General features: G+C 59.3%; 21 protein-coding genes and 1 tRNA gene. 11 read left to right on the plus strand and 11 right to left on the minus strand.

Features of this window, described 5'->3' with window-relative positions:
• Positions 1-46: 46 nt before the first annotated feature.
• The 8 genes from ACM6J5_RS25610 to ACM6J5_RS25645 all read left to right on the plus strand — a co-directional run bounded on the left by ACM6J5_RS25610 (position 47) and on the right by ACM6J5_RS25645 (position 4031).
• Complete coding sequence (locus tag ACM6J5_RS25610) at positions 47-265, plus strand: helix-turn-helix domain-containing protein (protein WP_414929575.1); 219 nt, start codon at positions 47-49, stop codon at positions 263-265.
• Between the two features lie 11 nt (positions 266-276).
• A complete protein-coding gene (locus ACM6J5_RS25615; RefSeq protein ID WP_414929576.1) occupies positions 277-603 on the plus strand; it encodes a hypothetical protein in 327 nt (108 codons plus the stop codon).
• Entirely contained in the window at positions 593-979 is a 387-nt protein-coding gene (locus ACM6J5_RS25620; protein ID WP_414929577.1) for a hypothetical protein, read from the plus strand. The genes ACM6J5_RS25615 and ACM6J5_RS25620 overlap by 11 nt, the downstream gene beginning before the upstream one ends.
• 265 nt (positions 980-1244) lie before the next feature.
• Positions 1245-1805, plus strand: a complete 561-nt coding sequence (locus tag ACM6J5_RS25625; protein ID WP_414929578.1) for a hypothetical protein — start codon at positions 1245-1247, stop codon at positions 1803-1805.
• Positions 1789-1980 carry a hypothetical protein gene (locus ACM6J5_RS25630; protein WP_414929579.1) on the plus strand — a complete coding sequence of 64 codons (192 nt, stop codon included), beginning with the start codon at positions 1789-1791 and terminating at the stop codon, positions 1978-1980. Before ACM6J5_RS25625 ends, ACM6J5_RS25630 begins: the two co-directional genes overlap by 17 nt.
• 8 nt (positions 1981-1988) lie before the next feature.
• Complete coding sequence (locus tag ACM6J5_RS25635; RefSeq protein ID WP_414929580.1) at positions 1989-3212, plus strand: tyrosine-type recombinase/integrase; 1224 nt, start codon at positions 1989-1991, stop codon at positions 3210-3212.
• A 328-nt stretch (positions 3213-3540) separates the two neighbouring features.
• Positions 3541-3675: a hypothetical protein gene (locus tag ACM6J5_RS25640; protein WP_414929581.1), complete on the plus strand. Its 135-nt coding sequence runs from the start codon at positions 3541-3543 to the stop codon at positions 3673-3675.
• Positions 3672-4031, plus strand: a complete 360-nt coding sequence (locus tag ACM6J5_RS25645; protein ID WP_414929582.1) for an HNH endonuclease — start codon at positions 3672-3674, stop codon at positions 4029-4031. The genes ACM6J5_RS25640 and ACM6J5_RS25645 overlap by 4 nt, the downstream gene beginning before the upstream one ends.
• Positions 4032-4189: 158 nt before the next feature.
• On the opposite strand, the gene ACM6J5_RS25650 is transcribed toward ACM6J5_RS25645, so the two are convergent.
• From ACM6J5_RS25650 to rpsU, 6 genes are all read right to left on the minus strand, one after another.
• Entirely contained in the window at positions 4190-5083 is an 894-nt protein-coding gene (locus ACM6J5_RS25650; RefSeq protein ID WP_414929583.1) for a DUF6602 domain-containing protein, read from the minus strand.
• Positions 5084-5316: 233 nt separating this feature from the next.
• Positions 5317-5393 (minus strand) — tRNA-Ile (locus ACM6J5_RS25655).
• Between the two features lie 15 nt (positions 5394-5408).
• Positions 5409-9155 carry a bifunctional diguanylate cyclase/phosphodiesterase gene (locus tag ACM6J5_RS25660; RefSeq protein WP_414929584.1) on the minus strand — a complete coding sequence of 1249 codons (3747 nt, stop codon included), beginning with the start codon at positions 9153-9155 and terminating at the stop codon, positions 5409-5411.
• A gap of 123 nt (positions 9156-9278) precedes the next feature.
• Positions 9279-11126, minus strand: a complete 1848-nt coding sequence (rpoD, locus tag ACM6J5_RS25665) for an RNA polymerase sigma factor RpoD (protein ID WP_095944854.1) — start codon at positions 11124-11126, stop codon at positions 9279-9281.
• A 67-nt stretch (positions 11127-11193) separates the two neighbouring features.
• Entirely contained in the window at positions 11194-13161 is a 1968-nt protein-coding gene (gene dnaG / locus ACM6J5_RS25670) for a DNA primase (RefSeq protein WP_414929585.1), read from the minus strand.
• A gap of 481 nt (positions 13162-13642) precedes the next feature.
• Positions 13643-13858: a 30S ribosomal protein S21 gene (gene rpsU, locus ACM6J5_RS25675; protein WP_002551877.1), complete on the minus strand. Its 216-nt coding sequence runs from the start codon at positions 13856-13858 to the stop codon at positions 13643-13645.
• Between the two features lie 199 nt (positions 13859-14057).
• Here rpsU and tsaD point away from each other — a divergent pair, with 199 nt between their 5' ends.
• Positions 14058-15083: a tRNA (adenosine(37)-N6)-threonylcarbamoyltransferase complex transferase subunit TsaD gene (gene tsaD, locus ACM6J5_RS25680; RefSeq protein ID WP_150672011.1), complete on the plus strand. Its 1026-nt coding sequence runs from the start codon at positions 14058-14060 to the stop codon at positions 15081-15083.
• Positions 15084-15106: 23 nt separating this feature from the next.
• Here the strand turns inward: tsaD and plsY are convergent, their stop codons facing one another.
• A complete protein-coding gene (gene plsY, locus ACM6J5_RS25685) occupies positions 15107-15676 on the minus strand; it encodes a glycerol-3-phosphate 1-O-acyltransferase PlsY (RefSeq protein WP_008051600.1) in 570 nt (189 codons plus the stop codon).
• Between the two features lie 74 nt (positions 15677-15750).
• On the opposite strand from plsY, the gene folB reads away from it, so the two are divergent.
• Entirely contained in the window at positions 15751-16107 is a 357-nt protein-coding gene (folB, locus tag ACM6J5_RS25690) for a dihydroneopterin aldolase (protein WP_008051601.1), read from the plus strand.
• Complete coding sequence (folK, locus tag ACM6J5_RS25695; protein WP_150672010.1) at positions 16098-16616, plus strand: 2-amino-4-hydroxy-6-hydroxymethyldihydropteridine diphosphokinase; 519 nt, start codon at positions 16098-16100, stop codon at positions 16614-16616. The genes folB and folK overlap by 10 nt, the downstream gene beginning before the upstream one ends.
• A gap of 81 nt (positions 16617-16697) precedes the next feature.
• On the opposite strand, the gene ACM6J5_RS25700 is transcribed toward folK, so the two are convergent.
• The 4 genes from ACM6J5_RS25700 to ACM6J5_RS25715 form a co-directional block, all read right to left on the minus strand.
• On the minus strand, positions 16698-17927 hold the full coding sequence (locus ACM6J5_RS25700) for a multifunctional CCA addition/repair protein (RefSeq protein ID WP_150672009.1): 1230 nt from the start codon (positions 17925-17927) through the stop codon (positions 16698-16700).
• Between the two features lie 63 nt (positions 17928-17990).
• The gene (locus ACM6J5_RS25705; protein WP_057713067.1) at positions 17991-19553 is read right to left on the minus strand and encodes a SpoVR family protein; all 1563 of its coding nucleotides are present in this window, start codon (positions 19551-19553) and stop codon (positions 17991-17993) included.
• Entirely contained in the window at positions 19550-20821 is a 1272-nt protein-coding gene (locus ACM6J5_RS25710) for a YeaH/YhbH family protein (RefSeq protein ID WP_008051610.1), read from the minus strand. The genes ACM6J5_RS25705 and ACM6J5_RS25710 overlap by 4 nt, the downstream gene beginning before the upstream one ends.
• A 204-nt stretch (positions 20822-21025) precedes the next feature.
• Positions 21026-22948, minus strand: coding sequence for a PrkA family serine protein kinase (locus ACM6J5_RS25715; RefSeq protein ID WP_008051612.1), 1923 nt, complete (start codon positions 22946-22948; stop codon positions 21026-21028).
• Between the last annotated feature and the right edge of the window lie 219 nt (positions 22949-23167).

Consider the following 23167-nt stretch of genomic DNA (forward strand, 5'->3'; position numbering starts at 1 on the left):
GTGAACCCGAGGGCCAGACAACTGGCTAAAATATCGGGAGAAGCATGTGGATACCTTTCAAGCCTTGGACGCAATCGACCGTCCAACCCTGACAACGGCCGAAGCCGCGCACTTTCTCAACCGCAAGCAACAAACCCTGCGTAACTGGGCCATTCGCAATGATGGGCCGGTGAAGTGTGCGCGCATTGGTGGTCGTCTTGCGTGGCCGACAGCGGCCGTGCGCGCTCTGCTGGACGTAGTGCGCCCGGTTAAATCAGTCGCATAAAAAAGCCGGACGTGAGCGCGTCCGGCTGTGCCGATCACCCCCTGCAAGTGGTGATAAGCCCGCTGATTGTCGCGCTTTATCCGGCCTTCGACAATTTCGAGGGCTGTTCGATGACTCTTCACGCCGCGCTAAATGCTCCCGTCTGGCCTATTGCGGATGCCCCCGGGCCTGCTGGCAAGATTTCCCGCTTCACCGCAACCGGCGACACGCTGGGGCGTCGTACTGGCTTCGCTGTCTGGCTCGATGACGGAGACCTGCTGCTGACGTCGGCACACCCGCATAGCACTTTCATCTTGCACGGCCATGGTCTGGTTCGAGGGCTGAGCCATGGCGGGTGACTGGATCAAGGTGCGTGTTGATCTCGCGACTGATCCGGCTGTTATCGGCATTGCCGCCAGTCTGGTTTGCTCTGAGTTCGAGGTTGTCGGGATGCTTCTTCACTTCTGGTCATGGGCCAATGCTCAGTCACGCGATGGTCACGCTGTGGGCGTGACAAAAAACTGGATTGATCGTCATGTGCGCCGTGACGGGTTTGCAGCAGCGATGGAAAAAGTGGGCTGGTTGATTGATGGGAATGACGGAATTTCGATTCCGAAATTCAGCCGGCACAACGGGCAGTCGGCCAAGAAGCGCGCCCTAGACGGGAATAGGCAGAAAAACTATCGCGAGAAGGTGTCACGCATTGAGCGTGACAGCAGCGTGACAGCAGCGTGACCAGAGAAGAGAAGAGAAGAGAAGAGCCCCCCAAACCCCCCAAGGGGTTCAATGCAATCGCTTCGCTCTTGCTTTTGCTCTGTCTGGGCGATTGGAAATCGTTGACTTTGATCTTGCGGCCCGAGTGGGGCCCCGCTTGCGGGGTCGAGGGCTTGCAGTTGTCCACGGGCGCAGCCGGTGGGCAAGTGCATCCGGCGCTCTGCGCCGGGGAGGCCTGCGGCCTCCTGTGTTTCGCATTCTCGCGTGTAACGCCTAGGGGGACGCTATGAGTGAGCCTTTGCAGGTCATTGGCCGGGCCGTGTCGCGACTGCTGGCTAAGTTTGAGCGTGACCCGCAAGCCGCGTTGGTCGCGCTGCTGACACTCTGTTACGGCCAGTCGCTGGAGGTGACGCGGCTAGCGCGCTGGATGGACTTCGATCTGCGGGAGCGGGTGTGGCGAGTTGGTGTCGACCGTCTGCCGCTGACGGTCCAGGCCTTGGACCTGCTGGCGCGCTATTGGTCCGTGGCTGAGGGCCACGGTGAATACCTGTTCACGGGGGTTGATGGTCAGCCGCTGAGAAAGTCACGGGTAGTGTGCCGAGTGTTGAAACTGTCGGGCGGGGTGTTGCCGCTGGAGACATTACAGGCATGGGCGCTGAAGGGTTGCCCGGATCTTGATAGCGCAAACATTCGGTCTGAAATTCTGCACGAATTTGCCGTGCGCGGCGCGTCGGTGGCACAGGTGGCCGGGCTGGAGCGCGAGCTTGAGGCGCGACTGCGTGCCAGCGTAGCGGGCTGGCACGACGTGTTATTGGTGCGGCGGGCGCTCGATGAATTTGCAGAATGACCGGGTGTTGACCTGGGTCTGCCAGGGTGTCGAAGTCAGCTTTGTCGGTGTCGTCGACGGGGTATTGACCTGGGCCTGCCAGGGCGTCGAAGCCAGCTTCAGTGACGCTGCCGACGTGGTGCTTGACCTGGGTCTGCCAGAGTCTCGGCCGGGTGCCGTGGTCATTCATTATTGAGGTGTGCGATGGGTGAGACGCGATATATCCATTTCAGCGATGCAGCGATTAGAGCCGAAGCAACAGACAAAGACGTTCGCGACCTTCGCGACAAACGCTACCCGGACATGCGCTTTCGTTTTCTCAAGGATCGGCGCCGGGGTGCGTGGTACATGGTGCGCGCTGGTAAATGGCAGAAGGCGGCGGACTGGCCGCGTTGTGGCTGCAAGGAATTGGCCGCGCGGCGGTCGGCGCCACTGCTGGCCGGTGGCGTTGATCCAGGCGCCATGCTGTGCCCGCTGTATACGGTCGGTGACGTGGTGACGTGGTATCTGGAGCGGCATTTGAACCTGTCTACGGTATCGAAGGCCCGCAAGGCCTGTTGCCGGTCACTGGCCAAGAACTGGCTGTTGCCGCGTCTGTGGGGGTTGCCGGTGGATCAATTGACGACGGCCACGCTTGACCAGCTGTTGATTCAACCGATGCAGGCGCAATTGGCTCCGGCAACGGTGTGCAATGCCTATCGGGTATTGAACGCGGCGTTTCGGACGGGTAAGCGGCTGGGTCTGCTGACCGTCAATCCGCTGGCTGACGTCCGGTTTACTGATTTTGGCCTAGGTCGTTTGAAGCCAAAGGTGTCGCGGTTGTTTCCGCGTGATGTTAGCGGGCTGATGGATCTGCTGGCGCAGCGTCTGCCGAAGTCGCCAGGGCCTTGCCTGTTGGCGCTGTTGATGCTCTGTCACGGTACGCGGGTTGGCGAAACGCGGCGGGCGAAGTGGGAACACTTCGACCTGGACGGGGCTGTGTGGGTGATTCCAGCTGAGTTGACCAAGACGCGGACACGGCATGAACTGCCGCTGACGCCTGTTGTGGTGGCGGTGCTGCGTTGGTACAGGGACCAACAATCAAGCCAGCCGAGTGTGTATCTGTTTCCCGGTGGGCATGGTCAGGCGTTGTCGGTGGCTGGGGCTTCGTCGGCGATTGCCGGTCTGAGCGGTGGCCAGTGGTCAAGCCATGATCTGCGCAAACTGGCGCGGGCCGGTTGGCAACATTTGAGCGTCAATTATGTGATTGCCGAGCTGTTACTGAACCATGCGATGCCGGGATTGACCGAAACCTATGTGCAGGGTGATTTGTCGCTTCTGAAACGTCGGGCGTTGTTGGACTGGCACGGGGTCGGTGTGGGTGGTGTTGGGGGGGGTGATGGGTTGGATTTGTCGCGGCGCTTCGGCTGGATAGTCAATTCGCTCTAATTTTCCATGGTCTGCAAAGGCCTGAAAGCATGAACACATTGTGATTGTGGGGTAAGGCGTGAGAGGTGCGGTTTAGACGGGTGCGTGGGGCTGGCCGGTTTTTGCTAGCATGTCTGAGGTGTGAAAACGGGTTTTCGTTCGTGATGCGCTCTAGCGCGGGCCTTTGCGCGATGTGCGGGGGGCGCCCGGTCATGTGATCGGTAACAGGGCCATCTAAAAATACTTCACAGATGGCATTGCGCCCGACAAATCAGTGGGTTGCAAATTACTGGAGCCTGGAGCCTGGAGCCTGGTGCCGAAGCCAGGGTCCTCGACACCGGGAGGGGGGTTGGCCGATGAGCCCGAGCGCTTCGGTGAGTTGTTTACGGCGCCCGACGAAAAGGCGCCGGGCGTGCATTGGAAGTATTTGGTTAGGGAAGGGTTCGAGGGTGACTGGTCGGTGTTTGGCGAGGTGGCGGCGTGAAAAAATACAGTGATAGCCTGCGCGGCTACGCCTTCAAGGTGCTTGAGCGTGACGGCTTCAAGTGTGTGTATTGCGGACTCGACGGGACGGCGTCCTTCGATGCCTGGGCGGCCATGTCGTGGGATCACCTGCTACCCAAGGGCCACCCGCAGCGCGATGAAGAGGCGTACATCGTCTGCGCCTGCAACTTCTGCAACGGCGCCGATAACCGCTACTTCGGCCAGCTCGAACGCCGTGGGCTTAGCCTCCTCGATCTAAGCCCCGCCCAACTGGTGGAGCAACGCCGGGCCGGGGTGCAGCGAACCAGAGACGCCTATCACGCGTTCTGGTCGGAGAAGGTGGCCGCGAAGGCATGACGCGGGCATTCATTGCCCGACGCTGGTTGCACAAAGGGTTTGAGGGGGATTGGTCGGTGTTTTTCGACTGACCACGGCTTTCGCGACAAGTGGCGCATTGGTGCTGCAAATTAGCGCGGTTGCGCCATTGCTCCGGCTCGGCGTGAATTGCACAGATGTTAGCCTTCGCCAAGTATTGCCCGAACGGAGCGTTGTATTGCGGCTGCGTTGGCTCCTGGTTGGCTTTTAAGCTGCTGGTAGAGTCCGTACTTAAAGGCAAGATCCACAACCTTAAATCGTGCCTCCTCGGGTGGTGTTAGGTAACGCGGTAGGACGTCTTCCTGCAGCTTCATCCCGGCGTGTGCTACCCCGTGGAGCCTCAACAAGAACCCAACTAGGCTGTCTTTCCCCCAACCTTCATAGAACCATCCAGCTTTGTTTGGATATCCTTCGACGTTCCAACAATTCAGAGACTGGTCGACGAAGTTTGAAAACACACACACGTCGTTTACTACGACGAAGTCAGCTTGGTCTATCGGGGCAATGCCACGCTCTTGGTAGAACTCCAGGATCTCAAACCCAGTTTCGATTGGAGAGGCTTTGCACTGCATGGAGAAGATGCCGAAGGGAACCCGCTGCGCCCACTCCGACATAGGGTGGTGCTCACGAAAAAGTGATGTGGTTGCGCGACGCAGCTTCTTGACTGTCAGTCCCTGTTCAAGCGCTCGATGAAGCTCAGCCTTGTCGGCGATGTTCGGTTTGACCTCAACGACGGAGTCCACGCCCTCTGCCAGCAACAGGCTGAATTTGTCTCGAGCGCTCACTGTGTATGGGTGATTTGGGGCGCAAATGACGCAGTCGATAGATGCGGCGATGTTGCCAAACGAATCGCGGACTTTCCCCTTTGCGATCCGATGTGGGAAGGGGAAATAACGCGTTAAGAATGTTTGCACGGCATTTTCTCGGAACTCCGCAACTTCTTGCGAGGTTCCAACACCCTGAATTGACGCTTTGCGGAACTCACTAGAGAGCTGCAGTGCGTCTTCGCGCAGAAGCTGATACAGGTCATTCATAGCGTGTCTCTGGATATGGCGTGGCGGTTAGACGGATGCTCGCTGGGCACTGCACCGGGCTGAAGTTCTGATCGACAGCAGGGTCGTCGTTCTACTCGAGGTCCAGCTCGACGATGAGCTAGGGTGGCGGGGCTGAGGCAAGTTTTTTCCGCCATTTGCTTACAAAGTGCTTACAAAGACGCCAAATACAAAAAAGGCCAACCACGATGGCTGACCTAAGTTGTTGATTCTATTGGTGGGCCCACACGGACTTGAACCGTGGACCAAAGGATTATGAGTCCTCTGCTCTAACCAACTGAGCTATAGGCCCTCAGTAGGTCGCGGATTATAGCGACGGTTTTGCGACTGTGCTATCCGAAAAAGCCTTTACGCTTGTACGAAGAAATGTCGCGGCAAATTCGTCGGGGGGCAGGGGCAGGCTGACGATGTAGCCCTGGATTTGTTCACAGCCCTCGGCGGCGAGGAATTGCTGTTGCGCCCGGGTCTCGACCCCTTCGGCAATCACGGTGAATTGCATGCTGCGTCCGAGGGCGATGATGGCGCGGACGATGGCGGCGTCGTGGGGATCGTCCGGTAGACCGCGGACGAAGGACTGGTCGATCTTGAGGATGTCCAGCGGCAGGCGCTTGAGGTAACTCAAGGACGAGTAGCCGGTGCCGAAGTCGTCGATGGCCAGTTGCACGCCCAGTTGTTTGAGTTGATGTAGCACCGCCAGCGCTTCTTCGGCCTGGCTCATGATGAAGTTTTCGGTGATTTCCAGTTGCAGGAAACCGGGGTTGAGGCCGTTGTCCTTGAGCAACTGTTCGATGCGGCCCAGCAGGTTGGGTTGGCGCAGTTGGGCGCCGGCCAGGTTGACCGACAGCGGGCCGGGACTGTCGTACAGCCGGTGCCATTCGGCCATCTGCCGGCAGGCGGTTTCCAGGACCCAGTCGCCGATTTGCAGGATCATGCCGTTTTCTTCGGCCAGCGGGATGAAGTGTTCCCGGGGCACGTCGCCAAAGGTCGGATGGTGCCAGCGGATCAGGGCTTCGGCGCCGACCAGGCTGTAGTCTTCGAGGCTGATTTTCGGTTGGTAGCACAGGTGCAACTCGTTGCGTTCGATGGCGCGGCGCAGTTCGTGTTCCAGCGCGACGCGTTCGCTGGCCTGGGCGGTGAGGTCGCGGGTGTAGCTTTCGACACGGTTGCGGCCCTTGGCCTTGGAGCGGTACATCGCGGCGTCGGCGTTCTTGATCAGTGTGGCAACGTCGCAGCCATCCTTCGGATAGAGGCTGGTGCCGATGCTGGCGCTGATGAAGAACTCGTGTTCGCCGGCCTGGAACGGTGCGGCGAAACAATTGAGCAGTTTGGTGGCGATGTGGTCGGCATCGCTGGATTGTTGCAGGCCCGGCAGCAAGATAATGAACTCGTCACCCCCCAGGCGCGCCACGGTGTCGATGTCACGCAGCTGCTCCTTGAGGCGTACGGCAATGCCCTTGAGCAGCAGGTCGCCGACCGGGTGGCCGAGGCTGTCGTTGATGTGCTTGAAGCGGTCGAGGTCGAGGAACAGCACCGCGCCCTGACCGCCGTTTTCCTGTTGGTTGTTGAGCGCCGTCAGCAGGCGGCTTTCGAATAGCGTGCGGTTCGGCAGGCCGGTCAGCGGGTCGTGGTGCGCCTGGTAGTCGAGTTTGGCCTGGGCATGCTTGAGGCTGGAAATGTCGGCGAACACCGCGACAAAGTGGGTGATGAACTTCTCCCGGTTGCGCACGGCACTGATGGTCAGCCAACTGGGGTACAGCTCGCCATTCTTGCGCCGGTTGGAAATCTCGCCTTGCCAGTGGCCTTCGGCGGTCAATTGGTGCCACATGGCCGCATAGAACGCGCTGTCATGCAGGCCCGAGGCGAGCAGGCGTGGCGTGTGGCCCAGGGCTTCACTTTCGCTGTAACCGGTGATTTCGGTGAACGCGCGGTTGACCGCGCTGATGTGCTGTTGGGTGTCGGTGATCAATACGCCTTCGGCGGTGCTTTCGAACACGGTGGCGGCCTGTTGCAGTTTTTCCTGCATCAGGTGCCGCTCGGTGATGTCCCGGGCGATGGTCAGCATGCAGTCTTCATCGCCAATCGGCAGCGGACGGCTGGACACTTCACAGAGGCGGATCTGCCCGTCGCTGCGGCGGATATGGCAGCTGAAGTCGCGGACAAAGCCGTCGCGGTGCAGCAGGTCGAGCATTTGCTTGCGTTCATTGAGGTTGACCCAGATCCCCAGGTCCAGCGCCGAACGATCCACCGACATGGCGCTGTTGAAGCCGGTGATGCGGCTGAAACCGTCGTTGACCTCCAACAGCAAGCCATCGCTTTGTCGCGACAGCAGCAAGCCGTCGGGGGAAGCATGGAAGGCCTTGGCGAATTTTTCTTCGGACGTTTGCAGCTGTTGCTGGGTTTCCTTGAGTTGGGTGATGTCCCGCACCACGACCACCAGCGCCGGTGTCATGTCGAGGTCGAACGGTTCGGCAGAAATCAGGCCGGTAAACACTTGGCCGTTGCTGCGACGAAAGGGCATTTCCAGGTTGCGGATGCTGCCGGCCTGCAAGCGTTGCAGCAGGCCCGGCCCGACACCGGGGATCCCCCAGATGTTCAGGTTGGTGGCGGTCTGGCCAATGACCTCCTCGGCCTTGAGGCCGATCTGCTCTTCGAACGCTTCGTTGACTTCCAGCAGGCAACCGTCGCTCAGGCGCGCGATTACCAGAATGTCCGGGCATTGCTGGAACACGGAAGCGAATTTCTGCTCCGACAGGCGCAGTGCTTCTTCGGTGCGCTTGGCGTCGGTGATGTCGATCATCAACCCGCGCAACACCGGTTCATGCCCGTGTTCGATCAGGCTGACAATGTCGCGCACCCACAGGCAGCGGCCGTCGGCGGTGATCACCCGGTAATCGAGGCGGTGGTCGCGCCCGGCCAGCACTTCGTGGTCGCAGAAGGTCTGGGCGCGGGTCAGGTCGGCGGGGTGAATGATGTTGCGCCAGAAGCCCGGAATCAGCCAATGGGACAGGGGATAACCGAGAAGGTCTTCGGCGTGGGGCGATACGTAGCTGTAGGTGAAGTCGGTGACTTTTGCTTCCCAGGCGATGGCCGACAGGCTCTCCACCAGGCCACGGTAGTGGTATTCGCTGCTGCGCAGTTCCTGTTCAAGGTCTACCCGGCGGGCAATTTCCGAGCTCAAGCGGCGGTTGATGCGGATAACCACCGCCAGCACGACAGTCAGCAGCAGCAATCCGGGCAGGCCATACACCAGCAGGTCGTTCCAGAAAGTTCGATGATCGAGGACGTTGCCGACCCAATGCTCCTGGATGGCGCTGATTTCTGCGGGGCTCATGTCCGCCAGGACTTTATCGAGAATGCCGGCCAGCACCTTGTTGTCGCGGGGCACACCCATGGCCAGTTGATAGCGATAGGGCGTTTCACCGCTGACATACAACCCATCGAGCTTGAGTTGGCGCAGGCTCCAGACGCTGGAAGCCAGATCGCCTACCACGGCGTCCACTTCGTCGGTGGCCAGCGCCTGCAGAGCCGAACTGACGTTGGGCATCGCCACCAGATTCAAGTCGGGGTGGTGGCTGCGCAGCAGTTCGTGGGGGGCGTAGTTTTCCACCACGGCGATTTTCAGGCCGTACAGGTCTTTCAGATTATGTGGCTGGGGACCCCCGACATGGGCCAGGATGACAATCGGAAAATCCAGATAAGGACGGGTGAACGACAGGTATCTCTGGCGTTCCGGGGTCGACATGATGCCCGGCAGCAGGTCCAGTTTGCCCTTTTTGGCCTGTTCCAGGACGGCGGTCCAACTCACCGGTTCGATGGGCGTGAGTCGGGTTGCCAGCCTTTTGCGGATGACCTCGATGTAATCCGCGGCAAGGCCCTGGTAGCGGCCCTCATCGTCACGAAACTCGAAGGGCGGCCACGACGCATCGACACCCAGGCGCAATTCCGGGTGAGCCGCCAGCCAGCTACGTTCTTCGTCGGTTAGAGTCAGCGCGCCAGCCGTTGCGGTCCAGGTCATCAGCGACAGCAAAAAAAGCACGGTCGGCAGTCTGGGCATAACGGTCTCGTTATGGCTCTGGGGATGTTTCGAGTGTAGACGGGCTACGGGGCGGAGGGTGGGGTGCGGAGATATTAATCTGCCATAAAACAAAACCCCCGGCCTGGGCCGGGGGTTCTGGTATCACTCGTCGAGGAAGGAGCGCAGATGCTCGCTTCTCGTCGGGTGGCGCAGCTTGCGCAGCGCCTTGGCTTCGATCTGACGAATCCGCTCACGGGTCACGTCGAACTGCTTACCAACCTCTTCGAGAGTGTGGTCGGTATTCATGTCGATACCGAAGCGCATGCGCAGTACCTTGGCTTCACGGGCAGTGAGGCCGGACAGCACTTCGCGAGTCGCTTCCTTAAGGCTCTCAACGGTTGCAACATCGATTGGCGACTGCATGGTCGAGTCTTCGATGAAGTCACCCAGATGGGAGTCTTCGTCATCACCGATCGGGGTTTCCATGGAGATCGGCTCTTTAGCGATCTTCAATACCTTGCGGATCTTGTCCTCAGGCATTTCCATGCGTTCGCCCAGCTCTTCCGGGGTCGGTTCGCGACCCATTTCCTGCAGCATCTGGCGGGAAATGCGGTTGAGCTTGTTGATCGTCTCGATCATGTGCACCGGAATACGGATGGTGCGGGCCTGGTCGGCGATCGAGCGAGTGATCGCCTGACGGATCCACCAGGTGGCATAAGTCGAGAACTTGTAGCCGCGACGGTATTCGAACTTGTCTACCGCTTTCATCAAGCCGATGTTGCCTTCCTGGATCAGATCGAGGAATTGCAGGCCACGGTTGGTGTACTTCTTGGCGATCGAGATCACCAGACGCAAGTTGGCTTCAACCATCTCTTTCTTCGCGCGGCGGGCCTTGGCCTCACCGATCGACATGCGACGGTTGATGTCCTTGATTTCAGCGATGGTCAAACCGGTTTCGGTTTCCAGCGCGGTCAGCTTCTGCTGGCAACGGATGATGTCCGGCTGCAGACGACCAATGGCTTCAGCGTACTTGCCTTTGCCTTTGGCCAGGGCGTCACTCCAGCTTTCGTCGACTTCGTTGCCCGGGAACTGGCGCAGGAAGTCGGCACGCGGCATGCGTGCATCACGAACGCAGAGCTGCATGATTGCGCGCTCTTGCTGACGCAGGCGATCCAGGGCACTGCGAACACGCTCGACCAGGCCTTCGAATTGCTTCGGCACCAGTTTGATCGGCATGAACAGTTCGGCCAGGGCCAACAACTCGGCAATCGTTGCCTTATTGTTGCGACCGTGCTTTTTCAGCGCCTTGCGGGTGATTTCCATCTGATCGGCCACAGCGCCAAAGCGCTGTGCGGCGATGATTGGATCCGGACCGCTTTCGGCTTCTTCCTCGTCATCCGAGGCTTCGGCTTCGTCGTCGTCGGAATCGTCATCCGCCTTGACGGCTTTCGCGTCAATCGGCGGCGGCACTTCTGCCGCAGGCGGCGCAATGCCGTCGTCCGGGTCGATATAACCGCTCAGGACGTCGGACAGGCGACCACCTTCGGTGGTGACGCGGGTGTACTCGGAGAGAATATGATCAACCGTGCCTGGGAAGTGCGCGATTGCGCTCATCACCTCACGGATGCCCTCTTCAATACGCTTGGCGATTTCGATTTCGCCTTCACGCGTGAGGAGCTCCACCGTACCCATTTCGCGCATATACATGCGCACCGGGTCGGTAGTGCGACCAATGTCGGTCTCGACCGCAGCCAACGCTGCAGCGGCCTCTTCGGCTGCGGCTTCGTCGGTATCGGCGTCGGCCAGCATAAGGGAATCCTTATCTGGCGCAACCTCGAATACGTTGATCCCCATGTCATTGATCATGCGGATGATGTCTTCCACCTGTTCCGGATCTGAAATATCCTCCGGCAGGTGGTCGTTGACCTCCGCGTAAGTCAGGTAGCCCTGCTCACGACCAAGGGTGATCAACTCTTTGATACGAGACTGCTGTTGCGCTTTTCCGGACATAACACCCTATCCACTGAAGGTCTTGGCGGGCAAAAAACAAGCCGAGGATTATACCTGAGCTATGACCTCACGCGCCAGTTGAGGTCGGGTTTGATGCGGAAACATTGCGACTCAAGAGGTCGCGCAGTTGATTTTTCTCTTCGCTGGTCAATTCGCTTTGACGCGCTTTTCGCAGAAGTTGTTCCAGATTTCGCTCGCGTTGGCGGGCTGACAAGCTAGTAATGGTGTCGAAAAACTGTTGTTCAAGGTTATCTCCATCAATCAGCCATTCCTTTTCCGCCAGGGCCTTGAGCAAGCGGCCTTGTTCTGTGCCGTGCCAACGCGCAATCAGTTGAATTGAGTTTAGCTTGGGATTCTTCTGCACAGCTTCGAGCAGCGCCACCAGCAATTGCGTGTTGGTGTGATCCTCGGCGGCGAAGTGCCCGGCATCCTCGACTTTTTCGGCCAGTTGCGGGTGATGCAGCAACGTGCGCAAGGCGGCGAGGGTTGGCGGTTCTACGGCGGCGGGCACCCGTGGCGCGCGGGGTTGATCGCGATCACCGCCCCGTTTGCCATTCTTGTCCCACGGTTTCTTGTCCCATTTCTTGCCTCCTGCACCGGGTTTCTTCGGCGTCCATTCCAGCTGCGGCACATACATTTCCTGTGCCTGCGGCTGATGATAGTCGCTGTAATCGGGCATCGCGTCGTAATCGATGCCCGGGTCGTAGGCCGGCGGCGCTTCTTGCGGGGCGCTTTGTGCCAATTGACTCACCGCTTCGCCGCTCAGGCCGGTGATTTCGCTCAGGCGCTGACGCATCAGGGTGCGCAGGTTGGCGCCCGGGACTTTGTCGATCAACGGCGCGGCGAGGGTGGCCATGTGGGCCTTGCCCTCAAGCGACCGTGGGTCGGCTTCTTCCGTCAGTTGCTGGAAGAAGTAATCGGCCAGTGGCTGCGCGTGCTGGTTGATCCGTGCGCGGAAGGCATCGGTGCCTTCGGAGCGGACCAGGGTGTCCGGGTCCTCGCCTTCGGGCAAGAACAGGAAGCGTGCGCGACGACCGTCCTGCAGGCTCGAAAGTGTCGCCTCCAGTGCCCGCCATGCCGCATTGCGGCCGGCCTGGTCGCCGTCGAAGCAGAACAGTACGCTGGGAACGACGCGAAACAGTCGCTTGAGGTGTTCCTCGCTGGTGGCGGTGCCCAGGGTCGCGACGGCGTTGCGCAGGCCTTGCTGGGCCAGGGCAATGACGTCCATGTAGCCCTCGACGACGATGATCTCGTCGAGGTTGCGGTTGGTCTTGCGCGCTTCGTACAGGCCGTAGAGTTCCTGGCCTTTATGGAAAACCGGGGTTTCCGGGGAGTTCAGGTACTTCGGCTTGTCGTCGCCCAATACCCGGCCGCCGAAGGCGATGACGCGCCCGCGACTGTCGCGGATCGGAAACATCACGCGGTCGCGGAAGCGGTCGTAACGTTTACCGCTTTCGGCGTTTTCGATCAGCAGGCCGGCATCGATCATGGCTTTTTGTTGCAGGGTATCGCTGCTCAGGTGCTTGAACAGGTTGTCCCAGCCAGGTGGGGCAAAACCCAGGCCGAAGTCCCGGGCGATTTCGCCGGTCAGCCCGCGACCTTTCAGGTATTCCACCGCGGCCTTGCGCGATGGATGGCTTTTCAGGGCATGGCGATAAAAGTCGGCAGCGGCGCTCAGTAGCGGATACAGCGGCGAATCGGTCGGCTGGCGCGGTTTGTGCGGGCGACCGCTTTCTTCGCGGGGGATTTCCATGCCGGCGGCTTTGGCCAGTTCTTCGACAGCCTGGACGAAATCCAGGTTGTCGTGGTCCATGATGAAGCCGAGGGCGTTGCCGCCAGCGCCGCAGCCGAAGCAGTAATAGAATTGCTTGTCGGGGCTGACGCTGAACGACGGAGTCTTTTCCTTGTGGAACGGGCAGCAGGCAGTGTGGTTCTTGCCGGCCTTTTTCAATTGCAGGCGCGAGCTGACCACATCGACGATGTCGGTGCGGTTCAGAAGGTCGTCAATGAAGCTCTGGGGAATTAGCCCGGCCATGGCGTTCTCGTCATCTGCGCTGAAAAGGGGTCCGAAACGTACGGCGGCCGAACGCGGTCATTGTTTGAGGCGCGCAAAGTGTGCGGCTCGACCGGTGTCGTCTGCGTAATCGCTGTCGGGAAGTGTATCTGCCGAAAATCCACTGACGTTAATGCCAATCAGTATTCGACTGTTTGAATGTGTTGCGCTGAATCCGCAGCGGCCAATCATCGGCCCCGGATAGCTCATCATCTGGCACGCAAGCAGGTGCCTTGGGCTGATCGTCGTGAGAGGAATCAGTGGGTGTGCTCGTCAGTAGCCTTGAAAGGCTCGTCAGAAAAGACGTGCACCGCTGGCAAAAGAGCCAGGTCTGACGCGGTGAAGCAGATTTGTCTCGGTCGCGTCTGCGGCTTTGACAGTGAAGCATCAAGCGTTTTACGCAAATGCCATAAGCCCGGCTGAGGGCCGGGCTTGGCAGAAGCTTGCTACGATCGTCTGTGTATTAGTACAGACGAACGGCGCGGCGCTGTTCGCGCTGAACTTTCTTGGCGTGACGCTTAACAGCGGCTGCTGCTTTGCGCTTACGCTCAGAAGTTGGCTTCTCGTAAAATTCGCGGCTACGAACTTCAGCCAGTACACCGGCTTTTTCGCAGGAGCGCTTGAAACGACGCAGAGCTACGTCGAAGGGTTCGTTCTCTTTTACTTTGACGGCTGGCATCCAGAGCTACCTTCATTCATTACCGGGGTCAACATCCTCGCGGCAAAAGAGCACTTGAAGACGTCGGTTTTTAAGGGTTGCGGATGTTAACCCCTCATCGCTCGGAATGCAAAGCCTCTGATCGAAAACCGCTGGTCGGGGCATCACGCGACGACTATTATGCGCGCCTTCGAATTCAGCCTAAACAAGGCGCAAACCCATGCTAGTACTGGGATTAGAAACCTCCTGCGACGAAACCGGTGTCGCATTGTATGACAGTGAACGCGGCCTGCTGGCCGATGCGCTGTTCAGTCAGATCGACCTGCACCGCGCCTATGGTGGCGTGGTGCCGGAGCTGGCTTCGCGCGATCACGTCAAACGCATGCTGCCCTTGATTCGTCAGGTGTTGGCCGAGGCCGACTGCGTGCCGACCGAGATCGACGCGATCGCCTACACCGCGGGTCCTGGCCTGGTCGGTGCCTTGTTGGTAGGGGCTTCCTGCGCTCAGGCGCTGGCCTTTGCCTGGGGTATTCCGGCCCTCGGCGTGCATCACATGGAAGGCCACTTGCTGGCGCCGATGCTGGAGTCGCAACCGCCGGAGTTTCCGTTCGTCGCTTTGTTGGTGTCGGGTGGTCATACGCAACTGGTTCAGGTCGACGGAATCGGCCAGTACACGCTTCTGGGTGAGACCCTGGATGACGCCGCCGGCGAGGCCTTCGACAAAACGGCCAAGATGATGGGGCTCAATTATCCGGGTGGGCCTGAGATTGCTCGCCTTGCAGAGCAGGGCGTTGCAGGGCGTTTCGTCTTCCCGCGGCCGATGTGCGACCGCCCGGGCCTGGATTTCAGCTTCAGTGGCCTGAAAACCTTTGCGTTGAACACCTGGCAGCAGTGCGTCAGCGCCGGAGACGACGGCGAGCAAGCCCGTTGCGACATCTCGCTGGCGTTCCAGCAGGCCGTGGTGGAGACTTTGACCATCAAGTGCAAGCGTGCCCTGAAGGCCGCCGGCATGAAGCGCCTGGTGATTGCTGGAGGCGTCAGTGCCAACAAGGCGTTGCGCGCGTCCCTCGAAAAAATGCTCGGCGACATGAAGGGCGACGTGTTTTATGCGCGTCCTGAGTTCTGCACCGATAATGGCGCAATGATCGCGTTCGCCGGTTGCCAGCGCTTGCAGGCCGGTCAGCAGGAAAGCCTGGCAATCAGCGTGCAGGCGCGTTGGCCGATGGAGCAGTTGTCGGCGCTTTGATGAGCGGTGCTTATGGCCGGCCGCTAAAAATGCCGTTCGCGGCCGGCAAACAGGTCGCGTAGATTGCCGCGATGACGCCAGACGATCAGCCCGGTGAGCGCGCTCATGGGTAGCAGGGCGGCCGGTTCTTGCCAGGCCAGCAACGGCAGGGTCAGCGGTGTGGCGATGAGGGCGGCCAGGGAGCTGGTGCGGGTCAGGTAGAACGTCAAGAGCCAGGCGCAGACCGCCAGAAGGGCTGCGGGCGGGTAGAGTCCCAGCAACATGCCGGCAGCGGTGGCGACACCCTTGCCGCCGCGAAAGCGAAAGTACAACGGAAACAGATGGCCGATGACGGCATAAACGCCGATCCAGGCCTGTTCCTGCTGCGAAAGGCCCGCAAGGCGCGCAATCAGTACCGGCAGCAGGCCTTTGCAAAGGTCGCCGAGCAGGGTCAGGATAGCGAGTTTCTTGCCGGCCAGGCGCAACATGTTGGTGGCACCGGCATTGCCCGAGCCACTCATTCGCGGATCGGGGTTACCGGTCAGGCGGCTGAGCAAAATGGCAAAGGACAGAGAGCCGAGCAGGTAGGCGAGGATCGCCAATAACCAAAACATGCTAACTATTCCGGGCGAGGACGCCCTGATTCTAACGGCGCATTGCGCCCTTGTCGTGTAGCGGAGAGAAGTGCTTGGACAGAGTGTTTATCGAGGGCCTGGAAGTCGACACGGTGATTGGTGCCTACGACTGGGAACGAGGCATCCGACAGTGCTTGCGTCTTGATCTGAGCTTCGCCTGGGATAATCGCCCGGCCGCAGCCGGTGATGACCTGACCCTGGCGCTCGACTACGCCAGTGTTTCCTCACGCATCCAGGCGTTTGCCGAGCAGGCGCAATTCCAGCTGGTGGAAACCTTTGCAGAGCGCCTGGTTGAAGTGCTGATGAGCGAATTCAAGATCACCTGGATGCGCCTGAAGCTGACCAAGCCCGGCGCCGTGCCGGCTGCCACCGGCGGTGTGGGCGTGGAGATCGAGCGCGGATGTCGCTGACTCAGGTGTACCTCGGGCTCGGTAGCAATATCGAGCGTGAAACCCATTTGCGGGCGGGGCTCGATGCTTTGGCGGCGTTCCTGGTCGATATCCGCTGTTCGGCGGTGTTCGAAAGCCAGCCGGTGGGCATCAAGAGCGGGCCGTTCTTCAATTTCGTGGTGTCGGCGTATACCGATCTGCCACTGATTGAGCTTGATCGTCGTCTGAAGTTCATTGAGGCTGATAACGGTCGTTACGCACCGGATCGCCGAGGTTTGCCACTGGATATCGACGTGTTGTTGTTCGGTGACCTGATGGGCAACTTCGATGGCCTGATCTTGCCGCGGGCAGAAATTCTGAAAAATGCGTTCGTTCTGTGGCCGTTGTCGTTGATAGCGCCGGATCGCGTGCACCCGGGCGCAGGCAAGAGCTTTGCGACCTTGTGGGCTGAAGCGCAAATTGATCAAGTGTTGGCGCCAGTGGCTTTCGAATGGCGCGGTGAGCAGCTGACGCCTTCAGATTTGTTGTGACCTTACTGACGTCTTCGCGAGCAGGCTCGCTCCCACGGGGTTAGCGTAAGTCTGTGGGAGCGAGCCTGCTCGCGAAGCTTTTCAGGTCGACGCGGTCTCTTTGTAGGCTTTCAAGGCTTTTAGCCGCTCACGCTTGATCGCCTCCCCCAGATCCGGCCCCTTGAAGCCTTTCTCCAGCAATGGCTGGACCGCCACACTACGAGCGGCAGTCGCTGCACCGCGCAAATAATCCGCCTGTGGATAACTTCGTTCTTCCAGCCCTTTGCGCCCACGCGCATCCATCTCGCATGCCGCGATGAACTCCTCGAACCGCTGTGGCCGACGGTAAATGTCGAAGCTTTGCAGCAGCTCCAGCAATGTCGATGGCTTCAGCTCAAGGGCGCGATGCCCATGGGTGTGATATTCGCCCACCAGCAGCGCCAGTTCCTGGCAGTCCCTCGGCACCTTGAAGCGTTCATTGACTGCTTTGATCAGCTTCAGGCCCTTGAACTCGTGGGCAATGTGTCGCGGCCATTCTTCCTCTGGCGTCAGGCCCTTGCCCAGGTCGTGCAGCAGGCACGCCCAGCGCACGGTCAGTGGCTGTTTATGTATTGCGGCTTGCTGCAGCACGCTCAGGGTATGTGCGCCTGTATCGATTTCCGGGTGGTGGGCGGGTGGTTGCGGTACGCCAAACAGCGCGTCGACTTCGGGCATCAGCACCTTGAGTGCGTCGCATGCGCGTAGAACCTCAACAAACACCTGTGGCTGATCTTCCATCAGGGCGCGGGAGATTTCCTTCCAGCTGCGCTCCGGCGTCAGTGCTTCAAGCTCGCCTGACTCGCTGAGTTGGCGCATCAGTGCCAGTGTTTCCGGGGCAACGGTAAAGCCCAGGGTCGCATAACGCGCCGCGAAGCGGGCAACACGCAGGACCCGGAGCGGATCTTCGGCAAATGCCGGGGAAACGTGGCGAAGCAGGCGCGCTTCGAGATCGCGCTGGCCGTGGTACGGGTCGGTCAGGTTCTGCTGATCGTCTTCGGCCATGGCATTGATGGTCAGGTCGCGACGGATCAGGTCTTCTTCGAGGGTGACTTCGGGGCTGGCGTGAAAAGTGAACCCGCCGTAACCGCGTCCGCTTTTGCGCTCGGTGCGGGCGAGGGCGTATTCCTCACCGCTTTTTGGGTGTAGGAACACCGGGAAATCCGCGCCCACCGGGCGAAAGCCCTTGGCGAGCATCTCTTCGGTGGTGGCGCCAACCACGACCCAGTCGATATCGGTAACCGGTTTGCCCAGCAGGCGATCACGTACCGCGCCGCCGACTTTATAAATACGCATAAAAAACCTCCGTTAGCTCGACAGGATAACCGTTGCATCGAGCTTTCGGAGGCACAAACGGTATCAAAGATGGATGACGGCCAAGTCCAGGCGTCCGTAATCACCTTCGCTGTGCTCGCTTCTGGGCGGCACATGGTGGGTTTTCATGACCTGATCGCCTTGCAGGGTTTCCAGGTGAATGTCGAAGCCCCAGAGGCGGTGCAGGTGTTTGAGCACTTCTTCAGTCGAGTCCCCCAGTGGTTTGCGGTCGTGCTGCTGGTGGCGCAGGGTCAGGGAGCGGTCGCCACGGCGGTCGATGCTGTAGATCTGCACGTTGGGCTCGCGATTGCCCAGGTTGTACTGTGCCGCGAGGGTTTCACGGATGATGCGGTAGCCACCTTCGTCGTGAATGGCGGGCACCAGCAGGTCGTCCTTCTGGTCGTCATCGAGAATGCTGAACAGCTTCAGGTCGCGGATCACCTTGGGCGAGAGGTACTGCAGGATGAAGCTTTCATCCTTGAAGCTGCTCATGGCGAACTTGATGGCTGCCAGCCAATCGGTACCGGCAATGTCCGGGAACCAGCGGCGATCTTCTTCCGTGGGTTCTTCACACATGCGACGGATGTCGCGGTACATGGCAAACCCCAGGGCGTAGGGGTTGATGCCGCTGTAGTAGGGGCTATCGAAGCCAGGCTGGAACACCACGCTGGTGTGGGACGTCAGGAACTCCATCATGAAGCCGTCGGTGACCAGACCTTCATCGTACAGGTCGTTCATCAGGGTGTAGTGCCAGAACGTGGCCCAACCCTCGTTCATCACTTGGGTCTGACGCTGTGGATAAAAGTACTGGGCGATCTTGCGCACGATACGTACGATTTCCCGCTGCCATGGTTCCAGCAGCGGCGCGTGTTTTTCGATGAAGTACAGGATGTTTTCCTGAGGTTCGGCGGGGAAGCGTGCGTTGTCCTTGTCGCTGTATTTGTCCGCGCCCTTGGGAATGGTGCGCCACAGATCGTTGATCTGTTTCTGTAAATGTTCTTCCCGGTCCTTTTGCCGGCGACGTTCTTCTTCCGCAGAGATCGGATAAGGGCGTTTGTAACGGTCGACACCATAGTTCATCAGTGCATGGCAGGAGTCGAGCAGGTCCTCGACCGCGTCGATGCCGTGGCGTTCTTCGCACTGCATGATGTACTGCTTGGCAAACACCAGGTAATCGATGATCGAACTGGCGTCGGTCCAGGTGCGGAACAGGTAGTTGCCTTTGAAAAAGCTGTTGTGCCCGTAGCACGCATGGGCCACCACCAGCGCCTGCATGCAGATGGTGTTTTCTTCCATCAGGTAGGCGATGCAGGGGTCGGAGTTGATCACGATCTCGTACGCCAGCCCCATCTGGCCGCGGGTGTAGGACTTTTCTGTGCTGAGGAAGTGCTTGCCGTAGGACCAGTGGTGATAACCCAGTGGCATACCGACCGAGGCGTAGGCGTCCATCATCTGTTCGGCGGTGATCACTTCGATCTGATTGGGATACGTATCGAGGGCGTAACCGGCCGCAATACGACTGATTTCACGGTCGTAGGCCTGGATCAGCTCGAACGTCCATTCGGAGCCGGTGGAAATGGGTTGGCGTTTCTGCTCTTTGGCGGTCATGTCACTAACCTGCGCTGGAAGAGTTCACGGAAGACCGGATAGATATCCCCGGCCGAGACCAGTTGTTGCTGGGCAAATGTGTCGGAAAAGGCTTCGGCGATGCGCTCGTACTCGAACCACAGGGCCTGGTGTTCGCGCGGGGTGATCTCAACGTAAGTGTAGTACTGCACGAATGGCATGATCTGGTTGATCAGGATGTCGCGGCAGATCGGGGAGTCGTCGTTCCAGTTGTCACCGTCGGAGGCCTGGGCGGCGTAGATGTTCCACTCGTTGCTCGGATAGCGCTCGGCCATGATCTCCTGCATCAGTTTCAAGGCGCTGGAGACGATGGTGCCGCCGGTTTCCCGGGAGTAGAAAAACTCCTCTTCATCCACTTCGCGGGCGCTGGTGTGATGGCGGATGAATACGACGTCGATCTTTTCGTAGTTACGCTTGAGAAACAGGTACAGCAGGATAAAGAAGCGCTTGGCGATGTCCTTGGTCGCCTGGGTCATCGAGCCGGACACGTCCATCAGGCAGAACATCACGGCCTTGGAGCTGGGGTTGGGTTGTTTGATCAGCAGGTTGTACTTGAGGTCGAATGTGTCGAGAAACGGCACGCGGTGAATGCGCGCGCTGAGTTTTTCGATTTCCGCTTCAATTTCCTGAATATCGCCGAAGTTGTCTGGTTCTTCCTGCTTGAGTCGCAGGAGTTCTTCCTTGGCTTCGCGCAGTTTTGCCCGACTGCTGCCGGACAGGGCGATTCGCCGGGCGTGGGCTGAGCGCAAGGTGCGGATGATGTTGATCCGCGACGGGTTGCCCTCGTTGCTGATCCCGGCCCGCACGGTCTTGAAGGTGTCCGTGCCGGTCAGGTTGCGTTTGACCAGGTTGGGCAGCTCGAGATCCTCGAACATGAATTCGAGGAACTCTTCCTGAGTGATCTGGAAGACGAATTCGTCCATCCCCTCGCCGGAATTACCGGCCTTGCCAGGGCCCCGGCCGCCACCGCCTCCCGGTGGACGGGCGATATGTTCGCCGCTGGTGAATTCCTTGTTGCCCGGGTGCACGACCGTCTGCTTGCCACCGCGACCGTGGTGAAGCACCGGCTCGTCGATGTCGCGGCCGGGAATGCTGATTTGTTCGCCGTGTTCCATATCGGTAATGGAGCGCCGGCTGACCGCCTCTTCGACAGCCTTTTTGATGTGATCACGGTACCGCCGCAGAAACCGCTGGCGGTTCACCGTGCTCTTGTTCTTGCCATTGAGACGTCGGTCGATCACATAGCTCATGACTGCTCCTTAGAAGCTGTCCTGAAAGGGGCGAGCGGTGATACAGCATCGAACCGAGAGCCGAGGGATGTTGAACGCTCCCCCAAGCGCTTTGGATGCTGCCTGAACTCGCTACCGACTTTCGAACACCTTCCAGAGGCTTGTGTAACAGAAAATGCATACACAGGCCTCTGGCTGACGACAACCGGTCTGACCGGCAGCGGGTTATTGTGATTTTCTGACCCGCAGGTACCACTCGGACAGCAGTCGTACCTGTTTGTCGGTGTAGCCCCGCTCGACCATCCGTGTGACGAAGTCGTTGTGTTTCTGCTGGTCCTCTTTGCTGGCCTTGGCATTGAAGCTGATGACCGGCAGCAGGTCCTCGGTGTTGGAGAACATTTTCTTCTCGATGACCACCCGCAGTTTTTCGTAGCTGAGCCAGGTCGGGTTCTTGCCGTTGTTGTTGGCCCGGGCACGCAGGACGAAGTTGACGATTTCGTTGCGGAAATCCTTCGGATTGCTGATGCCGGCCGGTTTTTCGATTTTCTCCAGTTCTTCGTTCAACGCTACGCGGTTGAGGATCTCGCCGGTTTCCGGGTCGCGGTATTCCTGGTCCTGGATCCAGAAGTCGGCGTACAGCACGTAACGATCGAAGATGTTCTGGCCGTACTCGCTGTAGGACTCGAGGTAGGCGGTCTGGATCTCCTTGCCGATGAACTCGATGTAGCGCGGTGCCAGGTACTCCTTGAGGAAGCGCAGATAGCGTTCGCGGGTCTCGGCCTGGAACTGTTCCTGCTCGATCTGTTGCTCCAGCACGTAGAGCAAGTGCACCGGGTTGGCGGCGATTTCGTGCGGATCGAAGTTGAACACCTTCGACAGGATCTTGAAGGCGAACCGGGTCGAAAGACCGTTCATGCCTTCGTCGACGCCCGCATTGTCGCGGTATTCCTGGATCGACTTGGCTTTCGGATCGGTGTCCTTGAGGTTCTCGCCGTCGTACACGCGCATCTTCGAGTAGATGTTGGAGTTTTCCGGCTCCTTGAGGCGCGAGAGTACGGTGAACTGGGCCAGCATCTTCAGGGTGTCCGGCGCGCAATGCGCCTTGGCCAGCGAACTGTTGAACAGCAGCTTGTCGTAGATCTTCACTTCGTCACTGACCCGCAAGCAATACGGCACTTTGACGATGTAGATCCGGTCGATGAAGGCCTCGTTGTTCTTGTTGTTGCGGAAGGTGTGCCACTCCGATTCGTTGGAGTGCGCCAGCAGGATCCCGGTGAACGGAATCGCGCCGAGACCTTCGGTACTGTTGTAGTTGCCTTCCTGGGTGGCGGTCAGCAGTGGGTGCAGCACCTTGATTGGTGCCTTGAACATTTCGACGAACTCCATCAGGCCCTGGTTGGACCGGCACAGTGCGCCCGAGTAGCTGTATGCATCAGCGTCGTTCTGCGGGAACTCCTCCAGTTTGCGGATATCGACCTTGCCCACCAGCGCCGAGATGTCCTGGTTGTTTTCGTCGCCAGGTTCGGTCTTGGCCACGGCGATCTGGTTGAGGATCGACGGGTAGAGTTTCACCACGCGGAACTGACTGATGTCGCCGCCGAATTCGGCCAGGCGCTTGGTTGCCCATGGCGACATGATGGTGTTGAGGTAGCGCCGTGGAATGCCGAAGTCTTCCTCCAGGATCGCTCCATCTTCAGTGGAGTTGAACAGGCCCAGGGGCGACTCGAAAACCGGCGAGCCCTTGATGGCATAGAAGGGCACTTTTTCCATCAATTGCTTGAGCTTCTCGGCCAGGGACGATTTACCGCCACCGACAGGGCCGAGCAGGTAAAGGATCTGTTTCTTCTCTTCCAGGCCCTGAGCGGCATGGCGGAAATACGACACGATCTGGTCGATGCATTCTTCCATCCCGTGGAAGTCTTCAAAGGCCGGATAGCGGCGGATGACCTTGTTGGAGAAGATGCGCGACAGTCTCGAGTTGGTCGAGGTGTCGAGCAGTTCCGGTTCACCGATGGCCAGCAGTAGACGCTCGGCGGCGGAAACGTAGGCGCTACGGTCTTTTTTGCACAGTTCCAGATACTCCTGCAGAGAGAGTTCTTCCTGGCGTGTGGACTCGAAGCGTTGTTGGAAGTGGCTAAAGATACTCATGACGTCACCTCGCTCGATACGTGGAGCCGACGCCGGATCACTCAGTCGATGCTGGCAGCAACCGAACAGGCGATTGCTGTTTACCCCCCAGAACTCTCCCGGAGCTGACTACTCCGAAAGCTACTCCCGATGACCCGCGCGCCGGTGTACCGGCTCTCCCCTGTTTTGGATGGCCTGCGCTTAAGGATAGTTGGGAATTCGGGAGGTAAAGGCAAGATA

Source organism: Pseudomonas sp. IT-P74 (assembly GCF_949768175.1).
In the GTDB taxonomy this organism is placed as follows: Bacteria; Pseudomonadota; Gammaproteobacteria; order Pseudomonadales; family Pseudomonadaceae; genus Aquipseudomonas.